Origin of the sequence: Mesobacillus boroniphilus (assembly GCF_018424685.1) — a bacterium.
GTDB lineage: Bacteria > Bacillota > Bacilli > Bacillales > Cytobacillaceae > Mesobacillus > Mesobacillus boroniphilus_A.
In genome coordinates, this window is sequence record NZ_QTKX01000001.1 from 560,093 (window position 1) to 584,577 (window position 24,485).

The window sequence follows — 24,485 nt, forward strand, 5'->3', positions numbered from 1 at the left end:
GTAACATCAGGTTCAGACAAAATCCCAGTAGGATTTCCTCGTTTTGTCCGAAATAGGATTAGGTTCGGACAAAATCCCAGACGGAGCTCCTCGTTTTGTCCGAAATAGGATTAGGTTCGGACAAAATCCCAGACGGAGCTCCTCCTTTTGTCCGAAGTAGGATAAGGTTCGGACAAAATCCCAGACGGGGCTCCTCGTTTTGTCCGAAGTAGGATCAGGTTCGGACAAAATCCCGGACGGGGCTCCTCGTTTTGTCCGAAGTAGGATTAGGTTCGGACAAAATCCCAGACGGAGCTCCTCGTGTTGTCCGAAGTAGGATCAGGTTCGGACAAAATCCCAGATGGGGCTCCTCGTTTTGTCCGAAGTAGCATCAGGTTCGGACAAAAACGCAGTCGGATCTCCTCGTTTTGTCCGAAGTAGCATAAGGTTCGGACAAAAACCCAGTCGGGGCTCCTCGTTTTGTCCAAACTAGCATTAGGTTCAGAAAATCCAAGTTGGATCTCCTTGTTTTGTCAGTAGTAACTTCACGTTCAGACATTCCCCCTGAAGATATACGAACCAGACGAACCAGACGAAGCTCCGGGTCCTCAACAAACCTCAGCTTGTCTCCACTTCTTGTTATATTCGAATTCGTACAAGCATATATTTGAACGAGTGTCTGAGAGTATCTTAGTTTACTATTGGAACAACTATAGAGGGAGGTTCGTTCAATATATGCGTGTATCAAATGTGACGGTCAGAAAGAGGCTGGCTCTCGTTCTGGTGGTTGGAATTTTGGTGTTTTTCATCATAGATGTCCGGCTTGGTTATGTGCAATTTATGCTGGGGGATTTTTTGACAGGGAAGGCAAAGGATTCATGGAGCAGGAACGTACCATTTGAACCGCAGCGAGGGGAAATAACGGACAGAAATGGTGTGGCGCTTGCCACGAATATTAGTGCACCGACTGTTTATGTAGTGCCGCGCCAGGTGGAGGATCCTGAAGCTGCTGCGGCAATATTGGCGAAGGCTTTAAATATGTCTAAAGAGAAGGCCTACCAACATATTACGAAAAAAGCAATGATTGAGAGAATTCCTGAGGGCAGAAAAATTTCTCACGAGAAAGCTAAGGAAATCAGGGCTCTGGATATCAAGGGTGTATACATTGGCGAGGATTCAAAGCGCCACTATCCTTATGGAAGCTATTTGTCGCATGTGCTTGGATTCGCAGGTATTGACAATCAAGGATTGATGGGGTTGGAGCTCTATTATGACAAGGAACTAAAAGGGCAAAAGGGCTCTGTTCAATTTTATGCGGATGCAAAACAGCAGCGGATGAACAATATGGCTGATGATTATGAACCTCCTGTGGACGGGCTTGATTTAAAGCTGACGATCGACAGCAGGGTACAGACCATCGTCGAGCGGGAGCTGGATATTGCCCAGGCAAAATATAATCCAGATGGCATCATTGCGATCGCCATGAATCCGAATACCGGAGAAATCCTCGCAATGTCTAGCAGGCCTGACTTTGATCCGGCTAACTTCCGTAATGTAGCACCAGAAGTTTACAACCGGAACCTGCCGATTTGGAGCACGTATGAACCAGGTTCTACTTTCAAAATTGTTACTCTCGCCGCTGCGCTTCAGGAAGAAAAGGTGGACCTTGAAAAAGATCACTTCCATGACTCTGGTTCTGTTGAAGTGGCTGGAGCGAGAATCAGATGTTGGAAAAAGGGAGGACATGGGAGTCAGTCTTTTCTTGAAGTTGTTGAGAATTCCTGCAACCCCGGCTTTGTTGAACTTGGGGATAGGTTAGGCAAGGAAAATCTTTTTAAATATGTGAAAGACTTCGGCTTTGGCGAGAAAACTGGCATTGACCTTCAAGGGGAAGGCAAAGGGATTTTGTTCAACCTGGACAGAGTCGGTCCGATTGAACAGGCAACAACGGCTTTTGGGCAGGGTGTTTCTGTTACACCGATCCAGCAGGTCGCTGCGGTTTCAGCAGCAGTAAATGGTGGAATACTTTATACACCATATATTGCTAAAGAACTGATTGACCCGGTTACTGGAGAGGTCGTCATGAAGAAATCACCACAGGCTAAAAGAAGGGTCATCTCTGAAGAAACTTCAGAAGAAATCAGGCATGCGCTTGAAAGTGTCGTAGCTAAAGGTTCAGGTAAAAATGCTTATGTAGACTCATACAGGGTTGGCGGCAAAACTGGTACTGCCCAGAAGGCAAAGGATGGCCGCTACCTCGAAAATAACCATATCGTTTCTTTCATAGGTTTTGCACCTGCGGATGATCCTCAAATTGTTATCTATGTCGCCGTTGACAATCCGAAGGGAACAGTACAGTTCGGTGGGGTAGTGGCAGCTCCTATCGTCGGCGATATAATGGAAGATAGCCTGCGCGCGATGGAGGTTCCTCCACGGAAAGACCAGATTGAAAAAGAGATGACATGGCTGGATACACCAATGGTGGAGGTCCCTGACCTGATCGGTTTATCCAAACAGGAACTCAGGCAGCAATTGATCAATTTCAAGCTTGATATTGCAGGCGATGGCGAGAAAGTTGTCAAACAGCTTCCTTCACCAGGGGTGAAAATTAAGGAAGGTTCAACCATTAGGGTTTATATGAACGATTAACCCAATCTGGACTTCAAGATTGTAAATGAAATATAAGCTTATGGTGAGCAAGAGGCGGCAGGATAATTATCCGCCGCCTGCTTAGTCTGTTGGCCATTTCTCTTGTTGAGCAGAAACCCAATCTTACTCATGCAAAAAGGGCTTGCTCTTTTCATCTCAACAATGGCTAATTTCAGCCTAATCATGTAAAATAAGAGTCGCCATGTTGTTTGAGAGGATTTGATATTTATGAAATTACACGAATTGATTGGTTACTTGCACCCGTTCGTGGATTATAAGGGAGAAAATCCCGAAATTACTTCAATTGAAAATGATAACCGCAGAGTGACTCCTGGAAGTTTATTCATATGCATAAAAGGTTATACAGTTGATGGTCACGATTTTGCTGGTTCAGCCGTGAAAAATGGAGCAGCAGCCGTTCTGGCCGAACGAGAACTGCCTGTGAATGTCCCTGTAATTGTTGTCAAGGACACGGTGCGGGCAATGGCTGTGCTTGCTGATGCATTTTACGGCCAGCCTAGCCAGAAGCTTCATATGGTTGGAATCACAGGTACGAACGGTAAAACTACGACCAGCCTTATTATTGAACAAATTTTCAAGGATGCTGGACAGAAGACCGGACTGATTGGAACGATGTACACAAAGATCGGCGAGCAAATCTTTGAAGTGAAGAATACGACACCGGAGAGCCTGACCCTTCAAAAAACGTTCAAGAGAATGGTTGACGAACAGGTTGATACAGCTGTAATGGAAGTATCGTCACATGCTCTGGTTTATGGACGTGTCCATGGTACGGATTACAATGTTGCTGTTTTCACGAACCTGACGCAGGACCATCTGGACTACCATAAGACGATGGAAGAATACAGGAAAGCAAAGGGGCTTTTGTTTTCACAGCTCGGAAATGCCTTCAACCATGAAAACCCGAAATTTGCAGTCCTGAATTCAGATGATCCGGCAAGTGATGAATACGCCATGCTTACAACTGCCCATATATTAACTTACGGCATTGATAACCATGCTGACCTGCAGGCAATCAACATTGCGATGACAGCTAGTGGGACATCATTTGATTTGGTCAGTCCGTTTGGCGTAAAAAAGGTAAACATACAGTTAATCGGTAAGTTCAGCATCTATAATGTACTAGCGAGCATTGGTGCTGCCCTCGTGTCCGGCTTATCTTTAGATGATATCATCGCCTCTGTAGAAAGTGTTAAGGGAGTTTCGGGAAGGTTTGAAGTAGTCGATGCAGGACAGGATTTCTCTGTGATTGTTGACTATGCCCATACCCCGGACAGCCTTGAGAATGTCCTGAAGACAATACAGCAATTTGCCCAGGAAAGGGTTTTTTGTGTAGTTGGCTGCGGCGGCGACCGTGATCGTACGAAGCGTCCGCTTATGGCGAAAATCGCCTGTGAATATTCTACAGATGCCATCTTCACCTCGGATAACCCAAGAAGTGAGGATCCGGCAGAAATCATCAAGGATATGGAAGAAGGAGTAAAAGGTGAAGTTTATACTTCGATTATCGACAGGAAGGAAGCTATCCAGCATGCCGTGAAAAATGCGAAGTCGGGGGATGTGATCCTGATTGCTGGGAAGGGCCACGAAACATACCAGCAAATTGGTGATAGGACCTTTGACTTTGATGACCGGATTGTGGCACGCGAGGCGATAGAGGAGAGGTAATATGCTGACATACCAGGATGTTTCAAGTCTATTTTCAAGAACAACTGGAATCAAGGATGAGAATATCCGCTTCCATACTGTAAGCAGTCTGGCTGGCGACAAACAGCCTAAAGGGCTGTTTGTCCCGGTATCGACTGATTCCGGCCATTTGCAAGAAGCAATTTCGAATGGTGCTGTGGCAGCTGTTTGGCCTGAAGACGAGCAGGTGCCGGCATACGCGCCAAACCACTTCCCGATTTTTTACACAAAAGATAATTTGAAAGGCTTAGAGAAAATTATGAACTCATACTATGATCACTTATCACAACACGAAGACATCAACGAAAGAACGAAATTCATTTTCCTAAACAAAGAACTTCTTAATGAAGCTGATGAAACATATGATATAGCTGTGATGGCCGAAAACATCAATGGTTTTGGCAACAATCAGAATAAGGCAGGTGAGGAGTAGAATGCTGGAGCAAGTTATCTTTTTCACAATCTTGATGGGTTTTCTTATTACTGTACTGCTTTCTCCAGTGTTTATTCCTTTCTTGAGAAGGCTTAAATTTGGCCAGAGCATTAGGGATGAAGGTCCAAAATCACATCAGAAGAAAACAGGGACACCGACAATGGGCGGTGTCATGATCTTAATATCAATTACGGTAACGACCCTTGTCATGACCGGAAAGTTTTCCCAGCCTTCTGTTGAAACGTATCTGTTGTTATTTGTTACGTTAGGGTTCGGGTTACTCGGTTTTATGGATGATTTCATCAAGGTTGTAATGAAGCGAAATCTTGGTTTGACTTCTAAGCAAAAGCTGCTAGGCCAAATTATTGTTTCCGTCATTTTTTATTTCATATTCAAGCAAAGTGAATTTTCAACTGAGATCAGCATCCCGTTAACGGATATTTCTTTTGATCTTGGATGGGGATATGCGCTGTTCATTATTTTCTGGATGGTCGGCTTTTCGAATGCTGTTAACCTGACGGACGGGCTTGACGGGCTGGTTTCCGGTACTGCTGCTATTGCATTTGGTGCATTTGCCGTTCTCGCCTGGAGCCAATCTCAATATGAGCTTTCGATTTTTTCAGTTGCGGTAGTTGGCGCTGTTTTAGGATTTCTTGTATTTAATGCACATCCTGCAAAAGTGTTCATGGGAGACACTGGTTCCCTCGCTCTTGGAGGTGCGATTGCCACTGTCGCGATCCTGGCAAAACTTGAAATTATCCTGATCATCATTGGCGGAATTTTTGTCATTGAAACATTATCCGTTATCCTTCAGGTAATTTCATTCAAAACTACCGGGAAGAGAATTTTCAGGATGAGTCCGCTTCACCACCACTATGAATTGATTGGCTGGTCGGAATGGCGGGTTGTTGTCACATTCTGGACTGTTGGCCTTCTTTTCGCGATTCTTGGAATTTATATTGAGGTGTGGATTTAGATGAAAGATATTAAAACATATCAACATAAAAAAATACTTGTACTTGGCCTTGCTAAGAGTGGAGTCAGTGCGGCTGCTCTACTACATAAATTAGGGGCTTTTGTAACTGTCAACGACAGCAAGCCTCTCTCTGAAAATCCCGAAGCGCAAGGATTGCTTGAGCAGGGAATCAAGGTTGTTTGTGGAAGCCACCCGATCGAATTGATGGATGAAGGCTTTGAATTGGTCGTCAAGAACCCTGGGATTCCCTACTTTAATCCAATGATTCAAAAGGCGTTTGAAAAGAAAATTCCGGTCATTACTGAGGTAGAACTTGCATATCAGATTTCTGATGCACCGCTTGTTGGCATAACAGGAACAAACGGCAAGACAACTACTACAACGTTAATATTCGAAATGCTTGAGGCAGGGAACAGGCATCCATTGATTGCAGGTAATATCGGTACGGTAGCATCAGGAGTTGCTCAGGAAGCAACCGTTGAAAATACGATCGTTATTGAACTGTCATCTTTTCAATTGATGGGAATCGACCAATTTAAGCCACGGATTGCAATTATCACCAATCTGTACGATGCTCATTTGGATTATCACGGTACGCGGAACGAATATATCTCTGCGAAGGCACTGATCACGAAGAACCAGACGGAAGAGGATTATCTGATTGTGAATGCGGATCAGGATGAGGTCCTGGAGATTGCACGCAATTCACATGCTCAAATCGTCCCTTTTTCAACAAAAAAGGTTTTGGACAGTGGGGCATATGTGAAAGACGGTTGGGTTTGCTTTAACAGTGAGCAGATTATTGAAACGAAGGATATTGTCCTGCCGGGCAAACATAATCTGGAGAATATTTTATCAGCCGTTGCGGCGACGCTGCTTTCAGGTGCGGATAAAGAGGCCATCGTTAAGGTGCTTACTACCTTTGCAGGTGTTCGGCACAGGCTTCAGTATGTGGGCACTATTGATGAGCGTAAATTTTATAATGACTCAAAAGCAACGAATATTTTGGCTACTGAAAATGCCCTGGCTGCATTCGACGCAGCGATCGTATTGCTAGCTGGCGGTCTTGACAGGGGCAATTCCTTTGATGAGCTCGTTCCTTCACTAAAAAATGTGAAGACATTGATTACCTTTGGAGAGACAGCTGAAAAAGTTGGACAGGCTGGACATGATGCAGGAATAAAAACGATTTTGCGGGCCGATAATGTTGAAAAGGCCGTTCCCGTGGCATTTGAACATTCAGAACCCGGTGATGTTATCCTGCTGTCTCCTGCATGTGCGAGCTGGGATCAGTACAAAACTTTTGAGGTCAGGGGAGACATGTTTATCGAGGCCGTGCATAAGCTTAAGTAAGGGCTTGTCTTGAACAACATGACTCAGGTTGCTTGGCCTCAGGTGCAGGCTGGATGGGAAGCGGCATATGAGCCCTAAATCATACAGCCGAGGTGTATTGCTTTGCCAACGAAAAAATCTACTCCAGACATATTTCTTATGATAGTAACATTTACGCTTTTGGCAGTGGGCTTAATCATGGTCTATAGCGCAAGTGCTGTCTGGGCGGACTATAAGTTTAATGATTCCTTCTTCTTTGCTAAACGGCAAATGCTGTTTGCCGTCGTCGGTATCATCGCGATGTTTTTCATCATGAATATTGACTATTGGACATGGAGGACATGGGCGAAAGTCATATTGATTATTTGTTTTGTTTTGTTGATCCTTGTTTTGATTCCTGGAATCGGGAATGTGCGGAATGGATCAAGAAGCTGGATAGGAGTTGGAGCCTTCTCTGTACAGCCATCTGAGTTCATGAAGATTGCGATGATTGCCTTCCTCGCGAAGTTTTTGTCAGAGAACCAGAAGGCGATCACTACATTTAAAAAGGGACTATTTCCTTCTTTAGGACTTGTGTTTTTGGCATTTGGCCTGATTATGCTGCAGCCTGATTTAGGCACAGGAACAGTAATGGTTGGCACTTCTGTTGTCATCATCTTTATTGCTGGAGCCAGGATAAGTCATTTTGTCGGCCTCGGACTGCTAGGGGTCGCCGGATTTGTCGGCCTGATTATTTCCGCACCATACAGGATGAAACGAATCACATCGTTTCTTGACCCATGGGAGGATCCTCTCGGAAGCGGGTTCCAAATGATCCAATCGCTGTATGCGATCGGCCCGGGAGGATTATTCGGTCTTGGCCTCGGACAAAGCAGGCAAAAGTTTTTTTATTTACCCGAACCCCAAACAGACTTTATATTCGCTATTCTCGCTGAGGAGCTCGGATTCATTGGTGGTTCATTAATCCTTCTTTTATTCTCCTTGCTGCTTTGGAGGGGGATAAGGATTGCGCTTGGGGCTCCCGATTTATTCGGAACCTTCCTTGCCACTGGGATCATCGCGATGATCGCCATTCAGGTGATGATCAATATCGGTGTTGTCACTGGCCTTATGCCTGTTACTGGTATAACGCTCCCATTCCTGAGCTACGGTGGGTCATCCCTGACGTTGATGCTGATGGCTGTCGGAGTGTTGTTGAATATCAGTCGCCACTCGAGGTATTAAACTGTTGTAAAAACAAAGGCCCTGACATCAGGGCCTTTTGTTTTTAATGTTTTTTTCTACTGTGGGATTTGATCTAAAAAAGGAGCCGGAAATTCGGACATGATCTATGAATATGTTAGGAATATGGCTATGTTCATGCTATATTACATTTAAATAACAATATCTTTAAAAACCGTTCTGAAGTTTAGAATATAGTAGAATAGGGTAAAACCGGGGAGTGCCTTTTTAATAGGCTACTTTCACCCATCAAAATTCACATCACGCATCTGGAAAGACCTAGGTGAGTGAAGCGCATGCGTGATGGACGCGATTAAATAATACTGTTTTCGGATTGAATATTGCTTTACGAACAGGTATTTTTACTCGCATTAGTAAAGGCATAGGGGCTCTTTTCGAGGAGACTTCGGAAGATGATTGCGTTAGTACTCGTAAAAACCCAGTTGCCGGTTTTTACTTTTCGTGGAGAAAGTAACAAAGTTAACGAAAAGAGCCTTAAAAAAGAGATAAGTTGCTGAGGTGTGGAAAAATGAAGATTGCAGTTAGCGGCGGCGGTACAGGCGGACACATATACCCTGCGCTCGCACTAATAAGGGAAATTCAAAAAAAGGATGAAAATGTCGAGTTTCTCTACATAGGGACAGAAAAAGGGCTCGAAAGCAAGCTTGTGCCCAGGGAAAACATCCCGTTTAAATCCATACATATTACAGGGTTCAAACGTAAGATATCATTTGAAAACGTAAAAACAATTCTGCGATTTCTTAAAGGTGTCAGGGACAGTAAAAAAATGCTCAAGGAGTTCAAGCCAGATGTAGTCATTGGTACGGGAGGCTATGTTTGCGGACCGGTGGTCTATGCAGCTGCGAAAATGGGCATACCTACAGTTGTCCATGAACAAAACAGCGTTCCAGGTTTGACGAATAAATTCTTGAGCCGTTATGTTGATAAAATCGCGATTTGCTTCGAGGAAGCAAAGGGATTCTTCCCTGAGCAAAAGGTCGTGCTAACTGGTAACCCAAGAGCGTCCGAAGTGTTGGGACAGGATGGAATAAAAGGCAGATTGTCTGCCGGCCTTAAGCTTAAAATCCCGACTGTACTTATTTTTGGCGGAAGCAGGGGTGCCAGGCCAATTAATGAAGCAGTCATTAAAAGTCTGACTGAATTAAGCGGCAAACCATATCAAGTTCTATATGTTACGGGCGACGTTCATTTTGAAGATGTCCAGAAGGAAGTTGAGCTTGTTGGAAATCCGGAAAATGTCATCATCAAACCATTCATACACAATATGCCAGAGGTGTTAGCCGGGGTGGATTTAACGGTAGCAAGGGCAGGAGCGACTACACTAGCTGAACTTACTTCATTGGGAATCCCGAGCATATTGATTCCGAGCCCATATGTAACCGATAATCATCAAGAAAAAAACGCGCGGGCATTAAGTGATAACGGAGCAGCACGGCTGCTTCTTGAAAAAGATCTTACAGGGCCGAAGTTAGTTGAAAGTATTGATCACATTTTGGGGAACGAAGAGAAGCTGGCCGATATGAAAAAGGCCGCGAAAAGACTAGGTATCCCTGACGCTGCCCAGAGACTGTACCGTCTCATGGAGGAATTGGCGAAAAAGTAGCCTATAGGCATGCAGCTGCATAAAATGGTCAAAATAGCTGTATCGTGAAAGGAAGGTAATTATGAAGGATCTAGCTAGCAAACTTAGAGAATTGAGCATCGGTTCGGTTAAGGAAAATGAACCGCTGGCAAACCACACATCGATGAAAATAGGCGGACCTGCTGACATACTTATTGAACCTTCATCAATAGAAAATCTAAGAAAAGCCGTTGAAGTCATTAAAGATTCTGGTGTTAAATGGACCGTGATAGGCAGAGGGTCAAATCTCCTCGTTTCAGATAAAGGTATTGAAGGTGTTGTGATTAAACTGGGTTCCGGGCTTGATGATTTGGAGATTGATGGTACAAGAGTGACTTCTGGTGGAGGTCTTTCACTGGTCAACTTTGCTATCACTATTAGCCGCAAAGGACTTTCAGGGCTTGAATTCGCAGGTGGAATTCCTGGATCGATTGGCGGCGCGGTTTATATGAACGCAGGGGCCCATGGATCAGATATCTCACAAATCCTGGAGAAAGCCTATGTACTCTTTGCAGATGGCACTCTTGAGTGGCTCTCAAATGAAGAAATGAAATTCTCTTATCGGACATCGGTCCTCCAGAAAGAACGGCCAGGGATTGTCGTAGGAGCCATCTTCCAGCTTAAAGAAGGCAATAAGGATGAAATTGTGGCGGAGCTTCAAAAAAACAAGGATTATCGAAAAGAAACCCAACCATATAACTTTCCAAGCTGCGGCAGTGTCTTCAGGAATCCCCTGCCCAATTATGCTGGGAATTTAATCGAAAAATCAGGCTTAAAAGGCCATCAAATCGGAGGAGCGCAAATTTCGGAGCTTCATGCAAACTTCATTGTGAACAAAGGAAATGCAAAAGCTGAGGATGTGCTCGGTCTGATTCAGCATGTAAAGGATACTGTCCTCGATTTACATGGTGTGAAAATGGAGACAGAGGTAGAAATTATAGGACGAAAATAGCAGGAAAGTGGTTCAAGCTGTAAAATTTTGTGATATAATAATTCATTAGATTAGGATGCTGGCCTGATAAGAAACGGCATGACAATTTCTCATGCCGTAGGTTCTTCTCTTATAATGTGCTGCTGTACATACCTTGTTTTTTTGAATTAATGGGGAGCTTCTAATCTAAAATTATTATAACGATGGCTTTGACCTGCAAGATCAAGAAAAAAGATGTTATTCTTATTGGAAATGGGTTCAGCCGATAAAGAGGGGATTGAAAATGGACAAGAGGAAAATCGTCTCAATTGAAGATCGGATTCCAAAGTTAAAACATCAAAGGCGCAAGAAAGCCAATCGCAGGCTTATCATGCTTCTGGCTTTGTTTTTTATATTAATAGCCGGTGTTATCTATTTTCAGTCACCGCTTAGCAAGGTGAAAGAAATTACTGTTACAGGAAATGAATCCTATTCTTACGAGCATATCGTTGAAAAGAGCGGGCTCAGCTTTGAGTCAAATGTGTGGAAAGTCAGCAAAGGCGAAGTTGAAGAAAATCTGGAGAAAATCCAGGAAATCAAGAAAGCTACTGTGACCGTAAGGCTTCCAAACACGGTCGGCATTAAGCTTGAAGAATATCGCAGGCTTGCCTACATTTCAAAGGGAAAGAATTTTTACCCGGTCCTTGAAAATGGGAATATCCTTGGTGAAAAGCAGATTGATGAAATTCCAGTCAACGCGCCAATCTTAATAGGCTTTAAAGAAGGTAAGGTCCTGGATGAAATGATCGCTTCACTAGAGGAATTGCCTGAAGTGGTCATCAATTCGATCTCTGAAATACATTCACAGCCTGTTAAAACGGATAAATATCTTATTAAGCTGTATATGAATGACGGTTTCGAAGTAAATGCTACTCTCAGGACTTTTTCTGATAAAATGGCACATTATCCTTCAATTGTCAGCCAGCTTGACCCTTCCAAAAAGGGTGTGATCGATTTAGAGGTTGGCTCTTATTTTAAAGCATATGAAGCAGAGGAAGCTGAGGAAGTTGAAATTGAAAAAGAAAGTGAACAGTAATCGTGTAATTCTTTCAATCGTTTTCCTAGTGCTCGGCTTCATGGTCGCTTTTTCATTCCGTGTCACACAGGACGAGAGTGACAAAAGCCAGGGCTTAACAGACAGGCAGTGGGAGAAGCATTTAAGCCTTAGGAACGATTTAATAGAACAGGAAGAAACAAACCGAGAGCTCCAGAAAGAGTTGAATGCCAAGCAGGAAAAGGTAAGGGAAATCGAATCCAGCTTTTCCAAAGAAGCCCAGGTTTTCTTTAACATGGCTGAGGATGCTGAGAAGTACCGTATGTTCCTCGGCAAGGTGGAGGTCAGGGGTAAAGGTGTAAAAGTGACTCTTGCTGATGGAGAGTACGATCCTGATGAAGAAAATATCAATAATTATCTAGTCCATGAGCATCATGTTTTCAAGGTGATAAATGAACTGTACATTTCAGGAGCTGCCGCTATCGCTGTGAACGGGCAGCGAATTGCACACAATTCCTATATATTGTGTACTGGCCCTGTCATTACTGTTGATGGCTACCAGCATCCTGCCCCATTTGAAATCACTGCTATTGGCGACCCCGATGTTCTTTCCTCCGCTCTCAATATTACCGGTGGGGTAAAAGATCAGCTTGTGAATGACCAGATTGTTTTTTCGTTAGAAGAAAAGGAAGATATTAAAATGGATCCGATTTTGGGAAAATGATGACGGCCATCGTTTTACTTTCATCATACAAATGCCGTAAAAAGTAAATGTTTTAATAGGCTGTTTAGATTGGGATAGAAAATACCCCACCAGAAATGGCCTAATAGAAAGCAAGGTGAATGCATTGGGCCAACCAAGGAATCTCAGCTTCAGCATGATAGCTGCTATCATTGGATTAATGGTCGCCATTCAGTTTCAAACCGTCAGTGAACCGGAAGTCAGGGATACACGAGACACTTGGCAGCTTCGGGAGGATTTAATGAAGGAGAAGGAACTACAATCCAAGCTGCTTCTGGAAATCAGGTCTAACGAAGAAAAAATTGCAAAGTATGAAACTGAGCGGCAGCACAGCAAGGAAGAGGTGCTGCGAGAAACACTCGCTGAATTAAAGGATGAGGCTGGATTGAAAGAGGTCACAGGACCAGGCATAACTCTCTCGATTGAACCTGCTTTCAACCTGATTGTCGAAGGTGACAATCCGCCTTCGGTTTCTCCAGACATGCTTAAAAGGCTATTGAATGAATTGAACTTGTATGGCGCAAAGCATGTATCCGTTGATGGCGAGAGGGTCATCAATACTACGGTCATCAGGGATATAAACAGGGTGACAAAAATCAATGGCCATTCTTTAAATCGTTTTCCTATTGAAGTTCGGGTCATTACGGAAAATGGAGAAGCAGCCGAAAAATTATACAATCGTATGAAGGTTTCCACGGTTGCCGAGGATTTTTTCATCGATAATCTGGAAGTGAAAGTAAACAGGCCTGAGAGCATGCTGGTTGTACCGGCTTATCAAGATACAATCAGGATCAGGTACATGGAACCCGTTAAAACAGACAAAGGGGGAGGCAACGGATAATGTGGCTTCCAATCATGGGGTTGGTCATCGGTGTCATCATTGGGCTATTGACCGATATCCGAATTCCTGAAGAATATTCGAATTATTTATCAATTGCGATCCTTGCAGCCCTCGATACATTGTTCGGCGGGATCCGCGCCCAGCTGCAAAATATTTATGATGAAAAAGTTTTTGTATCTGGATTCTTTTTTAATATAGTATTAGCAGCAAGTTTAGCTTTTCTAGGTGTCCATCTTGGTGTAGACTTGTATTTAGCAGCAGTTTTTGCCTTTGGAGTAAGACTGTTCCAGAATATAGCCGTCATCAGAAGAATAATATTGACAAAATGGTCAACGACAAGTGAAAAGTAGAAAAAAAAATGATATTTTAAAAGGGAAATATTTAATTGTGACGAATAAAGTAATGTAATTAAAAAATGAAACGCAATTAGATAGTGGCTAGAAGTTGTTGTTCAAACACTAGGAATTGTTGAAGGAGGTGCCACAGAATGAACAGCAATGATATATATGTCAGTCTTGACATCGGTACATCCAGTGTGAAGGTAATCATTGGAGAAATGGTCAACGACACTTTAAATATAATTGGTGTTGGCAATGTAAAGTCCGAAGGGTTAAGAAAGGGCTCCATTGTTGATATAGATGAAACCGTTCATTCTATTAAAAGGGCAATTGAACAAGCTGAAAGAATGATAGGTTTAAAGATTAACCAGGTGATTGTGGGTGTCACCGGCAATCATGTTTCCCTGTTGCCATGCCATGGCGTGGTTGCAGTTTCCAGCGACAATCGCGAGATTACGAACGAGGACGTAGCGAGAGTCATTGATGCTGCACAGGTGGTATCGATTCCGCCTGAGCGAGAGATAATAGACGTGATTCCAAAGCAATTTATTGTGGACGGTCTTGATGAGATCAATGATCCAAGAGGCATGATCGGTGTCAGGCTTGAAATGGAAGGAACGATCATTACCGGATCGAAGACTATCTTACATAATACTCTTCGTTGTGTTGAGCGTGCTGGACTTGAAATCGTGGATATTGGCCTACAGCCGCTTGCTGCGGGAGCATTCGCGCTATCAAAGGATGAAAAGAATATGGGTGTCGCGATGATTGATATCGGTGGCGGTTCATCTACGCTCGCTGTTTTTGAGAACGGACACTTAAGAGGTACATCTGTCATTCCGGTTGGAGGAGACCATATCACTAAGGACTTATCAATCGGTTTGCGCACGACAACTGAAGAAGCGGATAAATTGAAATTGAAGCATGGACATGCCTTTTATGACCATGCATCGGAAGAAGAAGTATTCGAGGTTTCAATCATCGGCAGCGACCAGCAGCAGCAGTTCAATCAGCTGGAAGTAGCCGATATCATTGAGGCAAGAATGGAAGAAATTTTCTCCCTTGTCCAGGATGAGTTAAAACATATGAACATAAGGGACCTGCCAGGCGGTTTTGTCCTGACAGGTGGAACAGCCAATATGCAAGGTGTTCTGGAGCTTGCCCAGGATATTTTCCAAAGCAGGGTAAGAATCGCCATTCCGGATTATATCGGTGTAAGGGAACCACAGTTCACGACTGCAGTCGGCTTAATCCAATTTGCTTATAAAAACGCAAAATTAAAAGGAAAGAAAATGGAAGCAGCTTTTAGTGAATTAGAACCGAAAGAAAAGAGAGTTCAAAAACAGCCGCATCCAAAATCGAAGCCTGAGAAACAGCCTGAAGAAAAAGTCACCTCAAGAATGAAGAAATTTCTTGGCTACTTTTTTGAATAATCAGAGCTAACAGGATATCGGCGAATTAGGAGGATTTGTCATGTTGGAATTTGATACGAATTTAGATTCACTTGCTACTATAAAAGTTATCGGTGTTGGCGGCGGCGGAAATAATGCGGTTAACCGAATGATCGAACACGGCGTACAAGGTGTGGAATTCATCGCGGTCAACACAGACGCACAAGCATTGAACCTTTCAAAAGCTGAAATCAGAATGCAAATCGGTGCGAAACTAACACGCGGTCTTGGCGCTGGTGCTAATCCAGAGGTCGGGAAAAAAGCGGCCGAAGAAAGCAAAGAACAAATTGAAGAAGTGCTAAAAGGCGCTGACATGGTATTCGTTACAGCCGGTATGGGCGGAGGAACGGGTACTGGTGCAGCTCCAGTTATCGCTCAAATCGCCAAAGATCTTGGTGCATTAACAGTGGGTGTAGTTACACGTCCATTTACATTTGAGGGACGAAAGCGTGCTGGACAAGCTGGCGGTGGTATCTCTGCAATGAAGGAAGCAGTAGATACTTTGATTGTCATTCCTAACGACCGTTTGCTTGAGATTGTCGACAAGAGTACTCCGATGCTTGAAGCATTCCGTGAAGCGGATAATGTTCTGCGTCAGGGTGTCCAGGGTATTTCAGACTTAATCGCTACACCTGGTTTGATCAACCTTGACTTCGCTGACGTAAAGACAATCATGTCAAATAAAGGATCAGCCTTGATGGGCATTGGGGTAGCATCAGGTGAAAATCGTGCTACTGAAGCAGCCAAAAAAGCTATTTCATCTCCATTGCTTGAAACATCTCTTGATGGAGCGCAAGGTGTCCTGATGAACATTACTGGGGGCACGAATTTAAGCCTTTATGAAGTTCAGGAAGCTGCTGATATTGTTGCTTCTGCTTCAGACCAGGATGTCAACATGATCTTCGGTTCCGTTATCAATGAGAATTTAAAAGATGAAATTATCGTTACGGTGATTGCGACAGGCTTCAATGAGGAAGTCGTTCAGCCTAAGCCAACAAGACCAGGTTTTGGAGGACAGCAAAAGCCTGGCATGGGTGCGATCAAGCGCGAACAGCCTAAACGTGAAGAACTCCAGCAGGAAGCACCTAGAAGCAATCAGTCACCACAGGGTGAGGATGCTCTTGATATCCCAACATTCCTGCGCAATCGAAACAGAAGACGTTAATTTATACTTCAAAAGGGCATAGCCGAAATGGCTATGCCCTTTTTATGTTGTCTTTAATAATCTATTAAAAGTGCAAGGTTTTTTAATTTAGCTTTTAAAAAATAATGTGGACTACTATTAATCCAGCATCATACTATTCACAGAGTAAATAATCTGAAAATTGACAAAATCCGAAGGGAAAAGTGAAAATCTCTGTTGTTTTGTTGCCAGAATATGACACACTTCATAGGCCAATGACGATATACTTTTCCGTAACGGAATGATAGAGCAAGAAAGAAACAGGTTATCACTTACTCGATAAGTGGTTGCAAACCTTGCTCGGCGTCAGGTTGTCTTTTACCATCCAATGCTATTTGGTGGTTTGACAGATTGAATCCTGAAAGCCGTATGGCATGCTGAGCCTTTCAAGCAAGAAGGATGCTGGAATCTGAATCTGTGTCTGGCTGCACGATCAGCGGTCAAACAAGGCGCTTGCGAATTCTGTACCTGTATAAGCGTATAGAGTTTATACACTTAGATTAGTGTCTAGCTCCAGCGCCTAGCCCCTCTAGAGGTTTCGGTCCGCCCAATGAAGTCAAAGAACGACTTCACTGGTCGGCCCTCTGAGGCACAGGACGTGCAGACCCGCCAGTCACAGGATGTGGCGTATTAGGTGGGCAACGCTTGTCGGGGCTGACCAAGGCGCTTGCGCTTTTCTTAGGGGGATGAGAGGTGAAGGTCTATCTGGATGTCATCTGGGCATTGAATCTATTATTCGATACGTTCCTTCTGTACTTGACCGCCATCATCCTGAAAAGGCAGGTTAAGCTTTGGCGGCTTAGTATGGGAGGGGCCATAGGTTCCTTGCTCATTATATTAGCAATTACTCCGTTTCATGCTGTAGCGGGTCACCCAGCAGGGAAACTGTTCTTTTCAATATTGATGGTCCTGGCAGCTTTTGGCTATAAAAGATTCCGTTTTTTCATCAAGGCACTCATGACTTTTTATGTAACAACCTTCCTGCTCGGTGGCACTTTGACAGGAGTACATTATTTTATCCAATTTGATATGGACCTGGCATCGAATGTTGCAATGAACCATATTAAGGGGTTTGGCGATCCAATCAGCTGGCTGTTTGTATTGCTGGGGTTTCCGCTCGCCTGGCATTTTTCAAAGAGAAACATTGAACAATTCGAAATGACAAAGATTCAATATGAATCACTGGCAGATGTTGAAGTGCAGTTCATGAAGATGGATTTCAACATTAAAGGATTGATCGACAGCGGCAACCAGTTATATGATCCTATTTCAAAAATGCCAGTCATGATTCTATCCATTGCAAATTGTTTGGACAGTATCCCAAGTGAAATTAAAAGGATTGCGGAAAATCCTGATTGTGTTCTGTCAGGTGATGGGAATTTTTCACCTCAGATGGAAAATCGGATGAGGATCATTCCATGCAAGGTTGTCGGACAAGAGCATCAGTTAATAATTGCCTTCAGTCCTGACAAGATCAAAATCACCACCGACGAAGGAATCTATATTGCTGAAAAGGGGTTAATATCTTTTACGGCACAGGAATTATCGGCTGATGGCAGTTTTCAATGTATTATCCACCCGAAAATGATGGCAGGAATGGCAAAATCAGAGCGGGCGGTGAAGGTAAGCTAATATTACTATACTCAGAAATACATAATTTAGAAGGAGGACAATCAATGAAAAATTTACGGCTTCGGATATCCTATTACTGGTATAAATTATTAATGAAACTAGGCTTGAAAACAGATGAAATATATTATATCGGCGGTAGCGAAGCGTTGCCACCTCCTTTAACGAAAGAAGAGGAAGAAGTGCTGCTGAACAAACTTCCAAATGGGGATAAAGCCGCGAGGTCAATACTCATCGAAAGGAATTTGAGACTCGTTGTCTACATCGCGCGAAAATTCGAAAACACGGGCATTAACATTGAAGACTTAATCAGTATCGGAACAATCGGTTTAATTAAAGCAGTCAATACCTTTAATCCTGAGAAGAAAATCAAACTGGCGACCTATGCTTCCAGATGTATTGAAAATGAAATCCTGATGTATCTGCGAAGGAATAATAAACTGCGGTCGGAAGTTTCCTTTGATGAACCTCTAAATATTGATTGGGATGGAAATGAACTGCTTTTGTCCGATGTTCTTGGAACCGATGACGATATTATCACAAAGGACCTTGAGTCCAATGTAGATAAAAAATTGCTGGTTAAAGCGCTGCAGCAACTATCTGACCGTGAAAAGCAAATCATGGAATTGCGTTTCGGCCTAGGCAGCGGTGAGGAAAAGACACAAAAGGATGTGGCGGATATGCTAGGCATTTCTCAGTCTTACATTTCACGCCTTGAAAAAAGAATCATCAAACGTTTGCGTAAAGAATTCAATAAAATGGTATAGCAGAAAAATTTCCTGAAAAAAATTTTTTCTCATTGATAACATTGATAATTTGCGGTTTAACTGGCTGATTCTTCCTGAAACAAGTTTAGGCTACAGGTAAATAGTGCATATTTTTCCTTCTTGCGGAGATACTGATTTTTGACAGCAGCTCCTGTGAGGAGGGAAAAGATTGACACGAAACAAAGTTGAAATTTGCGGTGTTGATACATCAAAGCTTCCCGTTCTTAAAAACGAGGAAATGAGAAAACTTTTTAGAGAAATGCAAAGCGGTGACATCACAGCAAGAGAGAAACTTGTGAATGGGAACCTAAGGCTTGTTTTAAGTGTAATCCAGCGTTTTAACAACCGGGGCGAGTTTGTTGACGACCTTTTTCAGGTCGGATGTATAGGCCTTATGAAATCCATTGATAATTTCGATCTTGGACAAAATGTTAAGTTTTCCACCTATGCCGTACCGATGATCATCGGCGAAATTAGACGGTATTTAAGAGATAATAACCCAATAAGAGTCTCCCGATCATTAAGGGATATAGCCTACAAGGCCCTGCAAGTTCGAGAAAAGCTGATGAGTGAGGCATCAAGGGAGCCGACCGCAGAGGAAATTGCCAAGGTGCTCGAAGTGCCCCACGAAGAAATTGTCTTTGCCCTGGACGCAATACAGGATCCAGTCTCCTTGTTTGAACCGATTTATAATGATGGCGGAGATCCAATCTATGTGATGGACCAGCTAAGTGATGAACGGAACAAGGATACAAACTGGATAGAAGAAATCGCCCTAAAGGAAGGCATGAGACGTCTTAATGAGCGGGAAAAGCTGATTTTAAGGAAGAGATTCTTCCAGGGTAAGACACAAATGGAGGTAGCCGATGAAATCGGCATCTCACAAGCGCAGGTGTCCCGTCTTGAAAAAGCGGCCATCAAACAAATGAATAAAAATATCCAAAGCTAAGCTGCCTTCCGGGCAGCTTTTTCATTTGCAATATTCTGGGTCAGTACCTTGACATGATTCTAACCGGACAAAATCGTATAATGCAGGATTGACTGAAGTAATTCATACATCCGTTTCCCCTTCATATATTGTATATAAGGGCTATATTAGCCAAAGTGAAATCCGGAGGGATCTATATGGTTAAGGTGACTGAATTTCAAGTTAAAGATGTCGTGAATGTTTCGGATGGAAAAAGGCTTGGGAATATAGAGGATTTTGAGATCAATTTAAATACCGGTAAAATCGAAGCAGTTGTGATTGGAAGTTCAGGTAAGGTGCTTGGATTCTTCGGAAAGGAAGATGAGGTTGTGATTCCCTGGAGAAATATCCTGAAAATAGGCGAGGATGTCATATTAGTCCGGTATAAAGACAGCGGGGAATATCTCGAGGACAAGGACAGTGATGAGTAACATCGTAATGCTGTTGTATTGCGGCTTGTATGTGATAAACTAGACAAAAAAGTGTGAGGTATAAATTAATGGAGCCATTCATCCTAGAAAGTAAGGAATATTTTAGAATAAAAGAGTGGATGGAGCGTTATCCTGGACTTGAAGTTGGGTTCACGACCAAGAATGGTGGTGTGAGCCAGCAGTATGCTTTTTCGGGTTTGAACTTCGGTTTTCATGTTGGAGACGAGCAGAATGCTGTTTGCGAAAATCGTCTCCTGCTGGCCGATAAGATCTCATTTCCTCTTTCTAGCTGGGTTGGAGCGGAACAAACCCATGATATCCGTATTGCCAAGATCGGGAAGTCTGATCAAGGAAGAGGCTCTGCTTCTTATGATTCTTCTTTTTCAGGAACGGATGGGTTTTTGACAGATGAGCAAGGGATTTTGCTGACGCTTTGTTTTGCAGACTGTGTACCGCTTTATTTTATTGAACCGGAGACAAGATTAATCGGTGTCGCCCATGCTGGCTGGAAAGGCACTGTTCATGGCATTGCAGCCGAGATGGTCAGCAGCTTTCAGCAAAATGGGGCAAAAATAGAAAAAATTTCTGCCATTATTGGCCCATCAATATGCAAAAAATGTTATATTGTTGATGAGAGAGTCGTCAATTTAGTGAAAAATATACTAGATGGTGTCGATATATTACCATATAATCAAGTTAGTGAAGGTCAATATTCTCTCGATTTAAAGGAATTGAACCGTCAGATCCTGTTAAAAGCAGGTGTGGGAGACGGGAATATACATGTGACCGATTATTGCACTAGCTGCCATAATGAGCACTTCTATTCTCATAGACGGGATAAGGGTAATGCAGGCCGAATGATGGCTTATATTGGCTGGAAGGAGGATAGCCATCCATAATGAATGTCAGAGAAAATCTGGAGGTTATCCAGAGTCAAATTGCAGATGCCTGTAAAAAAGTCGGACGCAATCCAGAAGAGGTCAAGATCATTGCGGTTACTAAATATGTTTCACCAGAGCGGGCCCAGGAAGCCATCGATGCTGGTGTCATCCATCTTGGTGAAAACCGGGATGAAGGACTGCTTCATAAAATTGGCCAAATAGAGGACAAGCCGGTCTGGCATTTTATCGGGACGCTGCAAACGAGAAAAGTCAAAAACATCATCGGGCATGTTACATATATTCATTCATTGGACAGGCTTTCACTTGCGAAGGAGATCAACAAGCGATCCGATTCAAAGGTGAGATGTCTTATCCAGGTCAATGCATCCGGCGAAGAAAGCAAGCATGGATTAAGACCGGATGATGTCATAGGTTTTGTACAAGAGCTGCGTCAGTTTCCTAATATTGAAATCAGCGGATTGATGACGATGGCTCCTTTTACGGAGGATGAGCAATTGATCAGGGATTGTTTCATGACAATGAAAAGGCTGCAAGTAGATATACAATCGCTTGAGTATGATTATGCACCATGTAATGAACTGTCAATGGGAATGTCAAATGATTTTCAAATAGCTGTTGAAGAAGGCTCAACAATGGTGCGTATTGGCACTGCCTTGGTAGGCAACGAATCGGAGGTGCAATAATATGAGCTTAAAATCAAAAATTAAGACATTTTTTTTCCTGGAAGATGAATATGACTATAATGATGAGGAAATGCTCGAGGAAGAAACTGAACCTTTCAAGCCCAACAAACAGCCTGTCCAGCAAAAGCAGAATGTGGTAAGCCTGCAGAGTGTACAAAAGTCTTCCAAGGTGATCCTGATGGAGCCAAGAATGTATGCAGAAGCACAGGATATTGCTGACCACTTAAAAAATCGCCGGGCAGTTGTTGTGAATCTGCAACGTATCGAACAGGATCAGGCAAGGCGTATTGTAGATTTCCTCAGTGGAACAGTGTATGCGATCAGCGGGGACATCCAGCGGATCGGCATGAATATCTTCTTATGTACCCCGGATAATGTGGAAGTCACAGGAAATATTTCTGAGCTTATGCAGGAGCGGGATTACCAAGAGTCGAGGTGGTAGATTAAATGGAATTAGTAATAGGTTTAATAGCTCAGTTAGTCGGTCTTTATCAGTGGGCCCTGATTATTTATATTTTCATGTCATGGTTCCCTAATGCCAGAGAAACGACAATCGGCCAATTTTTAGCACGTATTTGCGAACCTTTCCTGGAGCCTTTCCGCCGGATTGTTCCTTCGATCGGCATGATTGATATTTCACCAATCGTTGCATTCCTTGTATTGCGTTTTGCTGTCAGCGGATTGTATCAGCTGGCTGCTTGGTTTTAATAAAGTCAATTCTTGCCTTGCAGGGTCTGGATCAGACCCTGCTTATTTTCTATCAATGTTTTTAAGCAGGCTCTTTTCGTAAAATGTGTTGCTTTCTTAACCAAAAGTAAAATCCGGCACCTGGGTTTTTACGAATGTGAACGTAATCCTTGTTCAGAAGTCTCCTCGAGAAGAGCCCCGATACCGTTAACTATGCGGGAACAAGTACAAGTTCGAAACACAACAATCATGCGAAAACAGCCTAAGTGTAAAAGGAGAGCAAAATGAGTATCTATCAGCATTTCCGTCCTGAGGAACGTGAATTTATCGACCAGGTCATTAATTGGAAAGAATATGTTGAACAAAACTATGCTCCAAAATTGACTGATTTTTTAGATCCGAGGGAGCAGCAAATATTATCCACAGTCATCGGCAAGCATGCTGATGTAAAATGGGAGTTTTTTGGCGGAGCAAAAGGTACCGAGAGAAAGCGGGCATTGCTATTTCCTGAGTATCTGGAAGCTAAAGAAGAGGATTTCCAAATAAAGCTCTTTGGAATCGATTATGCAAAGAAGTTTGTGAATATTGAACACCGTCAAGTTTTGGGCAGCTTAATGTCCCTTGGTTTGAAGCGTGGGAAATTTGGAGATATCCTGATTGATGGCGATGTGGTTCAATTTTTCGCAGCTGAGGAAATCGCCGATTACATCCGGCTTCAATTAGAATCGATTGGCAAGGCATCAATTGGCTTGTCAGAACTTCCATTTGAAAATGCAGTCGCGATTGCTGAGGAATGGAATGAAATGAACACTACAGTCTCTTCACTGCGCCTAGATACCGTCATGTCTGCGCTATTCAATCTTTCAAGACAAAAATCCCAGCTGCTCATTCAGCACGGCCAAGTAAAAGTCAATTGGACAGCGATTGAAAATACTGCATTTGAATGCGGCGAAGGCGATGTCATCTCCGCACGTGGATACGGGCGTGCGAAAATGATCACAATTGAAGGAAAAACAAAAAAAGATAAATATCGAGTTATTGCCGGAAGAAAAAAATAATTATATAGTAATAGAAGAAGGATTTTTAGTTTATTTGTCGAATCATTGCTTTAAGTACATAAAGGATTATAACTTAATGGGAGGTGGCGTCATGCCTTTAACGCCGTTAGATATACACAACAAAGAATTCAATAAGGGATTTCGCGGGTATGATGAAGATGAAGTGAATGAGTTTCTTGATAATGTGATCAAGGACTACGAACTAATTATCCGAGAGAAAAAAGAGCTTGAAGAAAAGCTGAATGAAATGAATTCAAGGCTTGGTCATTTTACGAATATTGAAGAAACACTTAATAAATCAATTGTGATTGCTCAGGAAGCTGGGGAAGAAGTCCGCCGCAATGCGCAAAAGGAAGCGAAGCTGATTATCAAGGAAGCGGAAAAGAACGCCGACAGGATCATCAATGAATCCTTATCCAAGGCACGTAAAATTGCTTTGGAAATCGAAGAGTTAAAGAAGCAGTCTAAAGTATTCAGGACAAGATTCAAGATGCTGATCGAAGCGCAGCTTGATATGCTGAACACCGATGATTGGGATCATCTGCTTGAATATGAATTGGATTCAACAGAATTGAAGGCTTCAGCTAGGGAAGAAGAAGATTCACTGGCTTGACGGAGACACGTTCTTTCGCATATAATTTCATAACAAAGTGCAATACATGACAGAAACGGTGACAGGGACAGTATGGCGTTCCAGTTGCTTGCTTTTCAGCGAATTGGGGATGGTGGAAGCCCATTGCAAGCGGATAGCCAGAAAATCACCCTATAGTTCCGAGCTGAACATCCGGAAAGGATAATTAAGCGCAGGCGTGACATTCGCGTTAAGAATGCTAAGAGGACAGGATGATTAATATCTTGTCTATTTAGGGTGGTACCGCGGGATTAAACAACCTTCTCGTCCCT

The 24,485-nt window shown here is 43.1% G+C and carries 24 protein-coding genes and 1 other annotated feature (1 of these 25 cut by a window edge); all 24 genes read left to right on the forward strand.

Features of this window, described 5'->3' with window-relative positions:
• Positions 1-714: 714 nt before the first annotated feature.
• Positions 715-2,628 carry a stage V sporulation protein D gene (locus DYI25_RS02770; RefSeq protein ID WP_213366750.1) on the forward strand — a complete coding sequence of 638 codons (1,914 nt, stop codon included), beginning with the start codon at positions 715-717 and terminating at the stop codon, positions 2,626-2,628.
• A gap of 228 nt (positions 2,629-2,856) precedes the next feature.
• Positions 2,857-4,317 carry a UDP-N-acetylmuramoyl-L-alanyl-D-glutamate--2,6-diaminopimelate ligase gene (locus tag DYI25_RS02775; RefSeq protein WP_213366752.1) on the forward strand — a complete coding sequence of 487 codons (1,461 nt, stop codon included), beginning with the start codon at positions 2,857-2,859 and terminating at the stop codon, positions 4,315-4,317.
• Position 4,318: 1 nt separating this feature from the next.
• Positions 4,319-4,768: a hypothetical protein gene (locus DYI25_RS02780; protein ID WP_213366755.1), complete on the forward strand. Its 450-nt coding sequence runs from the start codon at positions 4,319-4,321 to the stop codon at positions 4,766-4,768.
• Between the two features lies 1 nt (position 4,769).
• On the forward strand, positions 4,770-5,744 hold the full coding sequence (mraY, locus tag DYI25_RS02785) for a phospho-N-acetylmuramoyl-pentapeptide-transferase (RefSeq protein WP_213366757.1): 975 nt from the start codon (positions 4,770-4,772) through the stop codon (positions 5,742-5,744).
• On the forward strand, positions 5,745-7,097 hold the full coding sequence (murD, locus tag DYI25_RS02790) for a UDP-N-acetylmuramoyl-L-alanine--D-glutamate ligase (RefSeq protein WP_213366759.1): 1,353 nt from the start codon (positions 5,745-5,747) through the stop codon (positions 7,095-7,097). It abuts the gene before it with no gap.
• Positions 7,098-7,199: 102 nt separating this feature from the next.
• Entirely contained in the window at positions 7,200-8,300 is a 1,101-nt protein-coding gene (spoVE, locus tag DYI25_RS02795) for a stage V sporulation protein E (RefSeq protein WP_213366761.1), read from the forward strand.
• A gap of 526 nt (positions 8,301-8,826) precedes the next feature.
• Entirely contained in the window at positions 8,827-9,921 is a 1,095-nt protein-coding gene (gene murG / locus DYI25_RS02800; protein ID WP_213366763.1) for an undecaprenyldiphospho-muramoylpentapeptide beta-N-acetylglucosaminyltransferase, read from the forward strand.
• Positions 9,922-9,982: 61 nt separating this feature from the next.
• On the forward strand, positions 9,983-10,891 hold the full coding sequence (murB, locus tag DYI25_RS02805; protein ID WP_213366765.1) for a UDP-N-acetylmuramate dehydrogenase: 909 nt from the start codon (positions 9,983-9,985) through the stop codon (positions 10,889-10,891).
• A 262-nt stretch (positions 10,892-11,153) separates the two neighbouring features.
• Positions 11,154-11,945 (forward strand): cell division protein FtsQ/DivIB, encoded by a 792-nt coding sequence (locus DYI25_RS02810; protein ID WP_213366768.1) that lies wholly within the window; start codon positions 11,154-11,156, stop codon positions 11,943-11,945.
• Complete coding sequence (locus DYI25_RS02815; protein WP_213369362.1) at positions 11,893-12,627, forward strand: DUF881 domain-containing protein; 735 nt, start codon at positions 11,893-11,895, stop codon at positions 12,625-12,627. Before DYI25_RS02810 ends, DYI25_RS02815 begins: the two co-directional genes overlap by 53 nt.
• A 124-nt stretch (positions 12,628-12,751) precedes the next feature.
• Positions 12,752-13,486, forward strand: coding sequence for a DUF881 domain-containing protein (locus DYI25_RS02820; RefSeq protein ID WP_249745222.1), 735 nt, complete (start codon positions 12,752-12,754; stop codon positions 13,484-13,486).
• Positions 13,486-13,836, forward strand: coding sequence for a small basic family protein (locus DYI25_RS02825; protein WP_023614986.1), 351 nt, complete (start codon positions 13,486-13,488; stop codon positions 13,834-13,836). Before DYI25_RS02820 ends, DYI25_RS02825 begins: the two co-directional genes overlap by 1 nt.
• Before the next feature lie 137 nt (positions 13,837-13,973).
• On the forward strand, positions 13,974-15,257 hold the full coding sequence (gene ftsA / locus DYI25_RS02830; RefSeq protein WP_213366770.1) for a cell division protein FtsA: 1,284 nt from the start codon (positions 13,974-13,976) through the stop codon (positions 15,255-15,257).
• Positions 15,258-15,297: 40 nt separating this feature from the next.
• Positions 15,298-16,440: a cell division protein FtsZ gene (ftsZ, locus tag DYI25_RS02835; protein WP_213366772.1), complete on the forward strand. Its 1,143-nt coding sequence runs from the start codon at positions 15,298-15,300 to the stop codon at positions 16,438-16,440.
• 711 nt (positions 16,441-17,151) lie between these two features.
• Positions 17,152-18,090 (forward strand): sigma-E processing peptidase SpoIIGA, encoded by a 939-nt coding sequence (gene spoIIGA, locus DYI25_RS02840; RefSeq protein ID WP_213366774.1) that lies wholly within the window; start codon positions 17,152-17,154, stop codon positions 18,088-18,090.
• A gap of 44 nt (positions 18,091-18,134) precedes the next feature.
• A complete protein-coding gene (gene sigE, locus DYI25_RS02845; protein WP_041966016.1) occupies positions 18,135-18,854 on the forward strand; it encodes an RNA polymerase sporulation sigma factor SigE in 720 nt (239 codons plus the stop codon).
• A 169-nt stretch (positions 18,855-19,023) separates the two neighbouring features.
• Entirely contained in the window at positions 19,024-19,803 is a 780-nt protein-coding gene (sigG, locus tag DYI25_RS02850; RefSeq protein ID WP_144474803.1) for an RNA polymerase sporulation sigma factor SigG, read from the forward strand.
• A gap of 176 nt (positions 19,804-19,979) precedes the next feature.
• Positions 19,980-20,252 (forward strand): YlmC/YmxH family sporulation protein, encoded by a 273-nt coding sequence (locus tag DYI25_RS02855; protein WP_213366776.1) that lies wholly within the window; start codon positions 19,980-19,982, stop codon positions 20,250-20,252.
• A gap of 68 nt (positions 20,253-20,320) precedes the next feature.
• The gene (pgeF, locus tag DYI25_RS02860) at positions 20,321-21,151 is read left to right on the forward strand and encodes a peptidoglycan editing factor PgeF (protein ID WP_213366778.1); all 831 of its coding nucleotides are present in this window, start codon (positions 20,321-20,323) and stop codon (positions 21,149-21,151) included.
• Positions 21,151-21,837 (forward strand): YggS family pyridoxal phosphate-dependent enzyme, encoded by a 687-nt coding sequence (locus DYI25_RS02865; RefSeq protein ID WP_213366780.1) that lies wholly within the window; start codon positions 21,151-21,153, stop codon positions 21,835-21,837. The genes pgeF and DYI25_RS02865 overlap by 1 nt, the downstream gene beginning before the upstream one ends.
• A 1-nt stretch (position 21,838) precedes the next feature.
• Positions 21,839-22,279, forward strand: a complete 441-nt coding sequence (locus DYI25_RS02870) for a cell division protein SepF (protein ID WP_213366782.1) — start codon at positions 21,839-21,841, stop codon at positions 22,277-22,279.
• A gap of 5 nt (positions 22,280-22,284) precedes the next feature.
• Positions 22,285-22,545, forward strand: a complete 261-nt coding sequence (locus tag DYI25_RS02875) for a YggT family protein (protein ID WP_213366784.1) — start codon at positions 22,285-22,287, stop codon at positions 22,543-22,545.
• Positions 22,546-22,808: 263 nt separating this feature from the next.
• Complete coding sequence (locus DYI25_RS02880) at positions 22,809-23,582, forward strand: RNA-binding protein (RefSeq protein ID WP_213366786.1); 774 nt, start codon at positions 22,809-22,811, stop codon at positions 23,580-23,582.
• 91 nt (positions 23,583-23,673) lie between these two features.
• Positions 23,674-24,195, forward strand: coding sequence for a DivIVA domain-containing protein (locus DYI25_RS02885; protein ID WP_213366788.1), 522 nt, complete (start codon positions 23,674-23,676; stop codon positions 24,193-24,195).
• A 49-nt stretch (positions 24,196-24,244) separates the two neighbouring features.
• Positions 24,245-24,485, forward strand: a binding site (T-box leader); it runs 3 nt beyond the window's last position.

Excerpts from the sequence above, each read along its gene's own strand:
- sigE (WP_041966016.1), top strand. The coding sequence starts at position 18,135 with ATGAAAAATTTACGGCTTCGGATATCCTATTACTGGTATAAATTATTA.
- DYI25_RS02870 (WP_213366782.1), top strand. The coding sequence starts at position 21,839 with ATGAGCTTAAAATCAAAAATTAAGACATTTTTTTTCCTGGAAGATGAA.
- pgeF (WP_213366778.1), top strand. The coding sequence starts at position 20,321 with ATGGAGCCATTCATCCTAGAAAGTAAGGAATATTTTAGAATAAAAGAG.
- murD (WP_213366759.1), top strand. The coding sequence starts at position 5,745 with ATGAAAGATATTAAAACATATCAACATAAAAAAATACTTGTACTTGGC.
- DYI25_RS02815 (WP_213369362.1), top strand. The coding sequence starts at position 11,893 with ATGAAGCAGAGGAAGCTGAGGAAGTTGAAATTGAAAAAGAAAGTGAAC.
- DYI25_RS02770 (WP_213366750.1), top strand. The coding sequence starts at position 715 with ATGCGTGTATCAAATGTGACGGTCAGAAAGAGGCTGGCTCTCGTTCTG.
- DYI25_RS02810 (WP_213366768.1), top strand. The coding sequence starts at position 11,154 with ATGGACAAGAGGAAAATCGTCTCAATTGAAGATCGGATTCCAAAGTTA.
- DYI25_RS02885 (WP_213366788.1), top strand. The coding sequence starts at position 23,674 with ATGCCTTTAACGCCGTTAGATATACACAACAAAGAATTCAATAAGGGA.
- DYI25_RS02855 (WP_213366776.1), top strand. The coding sequence starts at position 19,980 with ATGGTTAAGGTGACTGAATTTCAAGTTAAAGATGTCGTGAATGTTTCG.
- ftsZ (WP_213366772.1), top strand. The coding sequence starts at position 15,298 with ATGTTGGAATTTGATACGAATTTAGATTCACTTGCTACTATAAAAGTT.
- DYI25_RS02775 (WP_213366752.1), top strand. The coding sequence starts at position 2,857 with ATGAAATTACACGAATTGATTGGTTACTTGCACCCGTTCGTGGATTAT.
- murB (WP_213366765.1), top strand. The coding sequence starts at position 9,983 with ATGAAGGATCTAGCTAGCAAACTTAGAGAATTGAGCATCGGTTCGGTT.
- DYI25_RS02880 (WP_213366786.1), top strand. The coding sequence starts at position 22,809 with ATGAGTATCTATCAGCATTTCCGTCCTGAGGAACGTGAATTTATCGAC.
- mraY (WP_213366757.1), top strand. The coding sequence starts at position 4,770 with ATGCTGGAGCAAGTTATCTTTTTCACAATCTTGATGGGTTTTCTTATT.
- DYI25_RS02875 (WP_213366784.1), top strand. The coding sequence starts at position 22,285 with ATGGAATTAGTAATAGGTTTAATAGCTCAGTTAGTCGGTCTTTATCAG.
- DYI25_RS02780 (WP_213366755.1), top strand. The coding sequence starts at position 4,319 with ATGCTGACATACCAGGATGTTTCAAGTCTATTTTCAAGAACAACTGGA.
- ftsA (WP_213366770.1), top strand. The coding sequence starts at position 13,974 with ATGAACAGCAATGATATATATGTCAGTCTTGACATCGGTACATCCAGT.
- DYI25_RS02865 (WP_213366780.1), top strand. The coding sequence starts at position 21,151 with ATGAATGTCAGAGAAAATCTGGAGGTTATCCAGAGTCAAATTGCAGAT.
- DYI25_RS02825 (WP_023614986.1), top strand. The coding sequence starts at position 13,486 with ATGTGGCTTCCAATCATGGGGTTGGTCATCGGTGTCATCATTGGGCTA.
- murG (WP_213366763.1), top strand. The coding sequence starts at position 8,827 with ATGAAGATTGCAGTTAGCGGCGGCGGTACAGGCGGACACATATACCCT.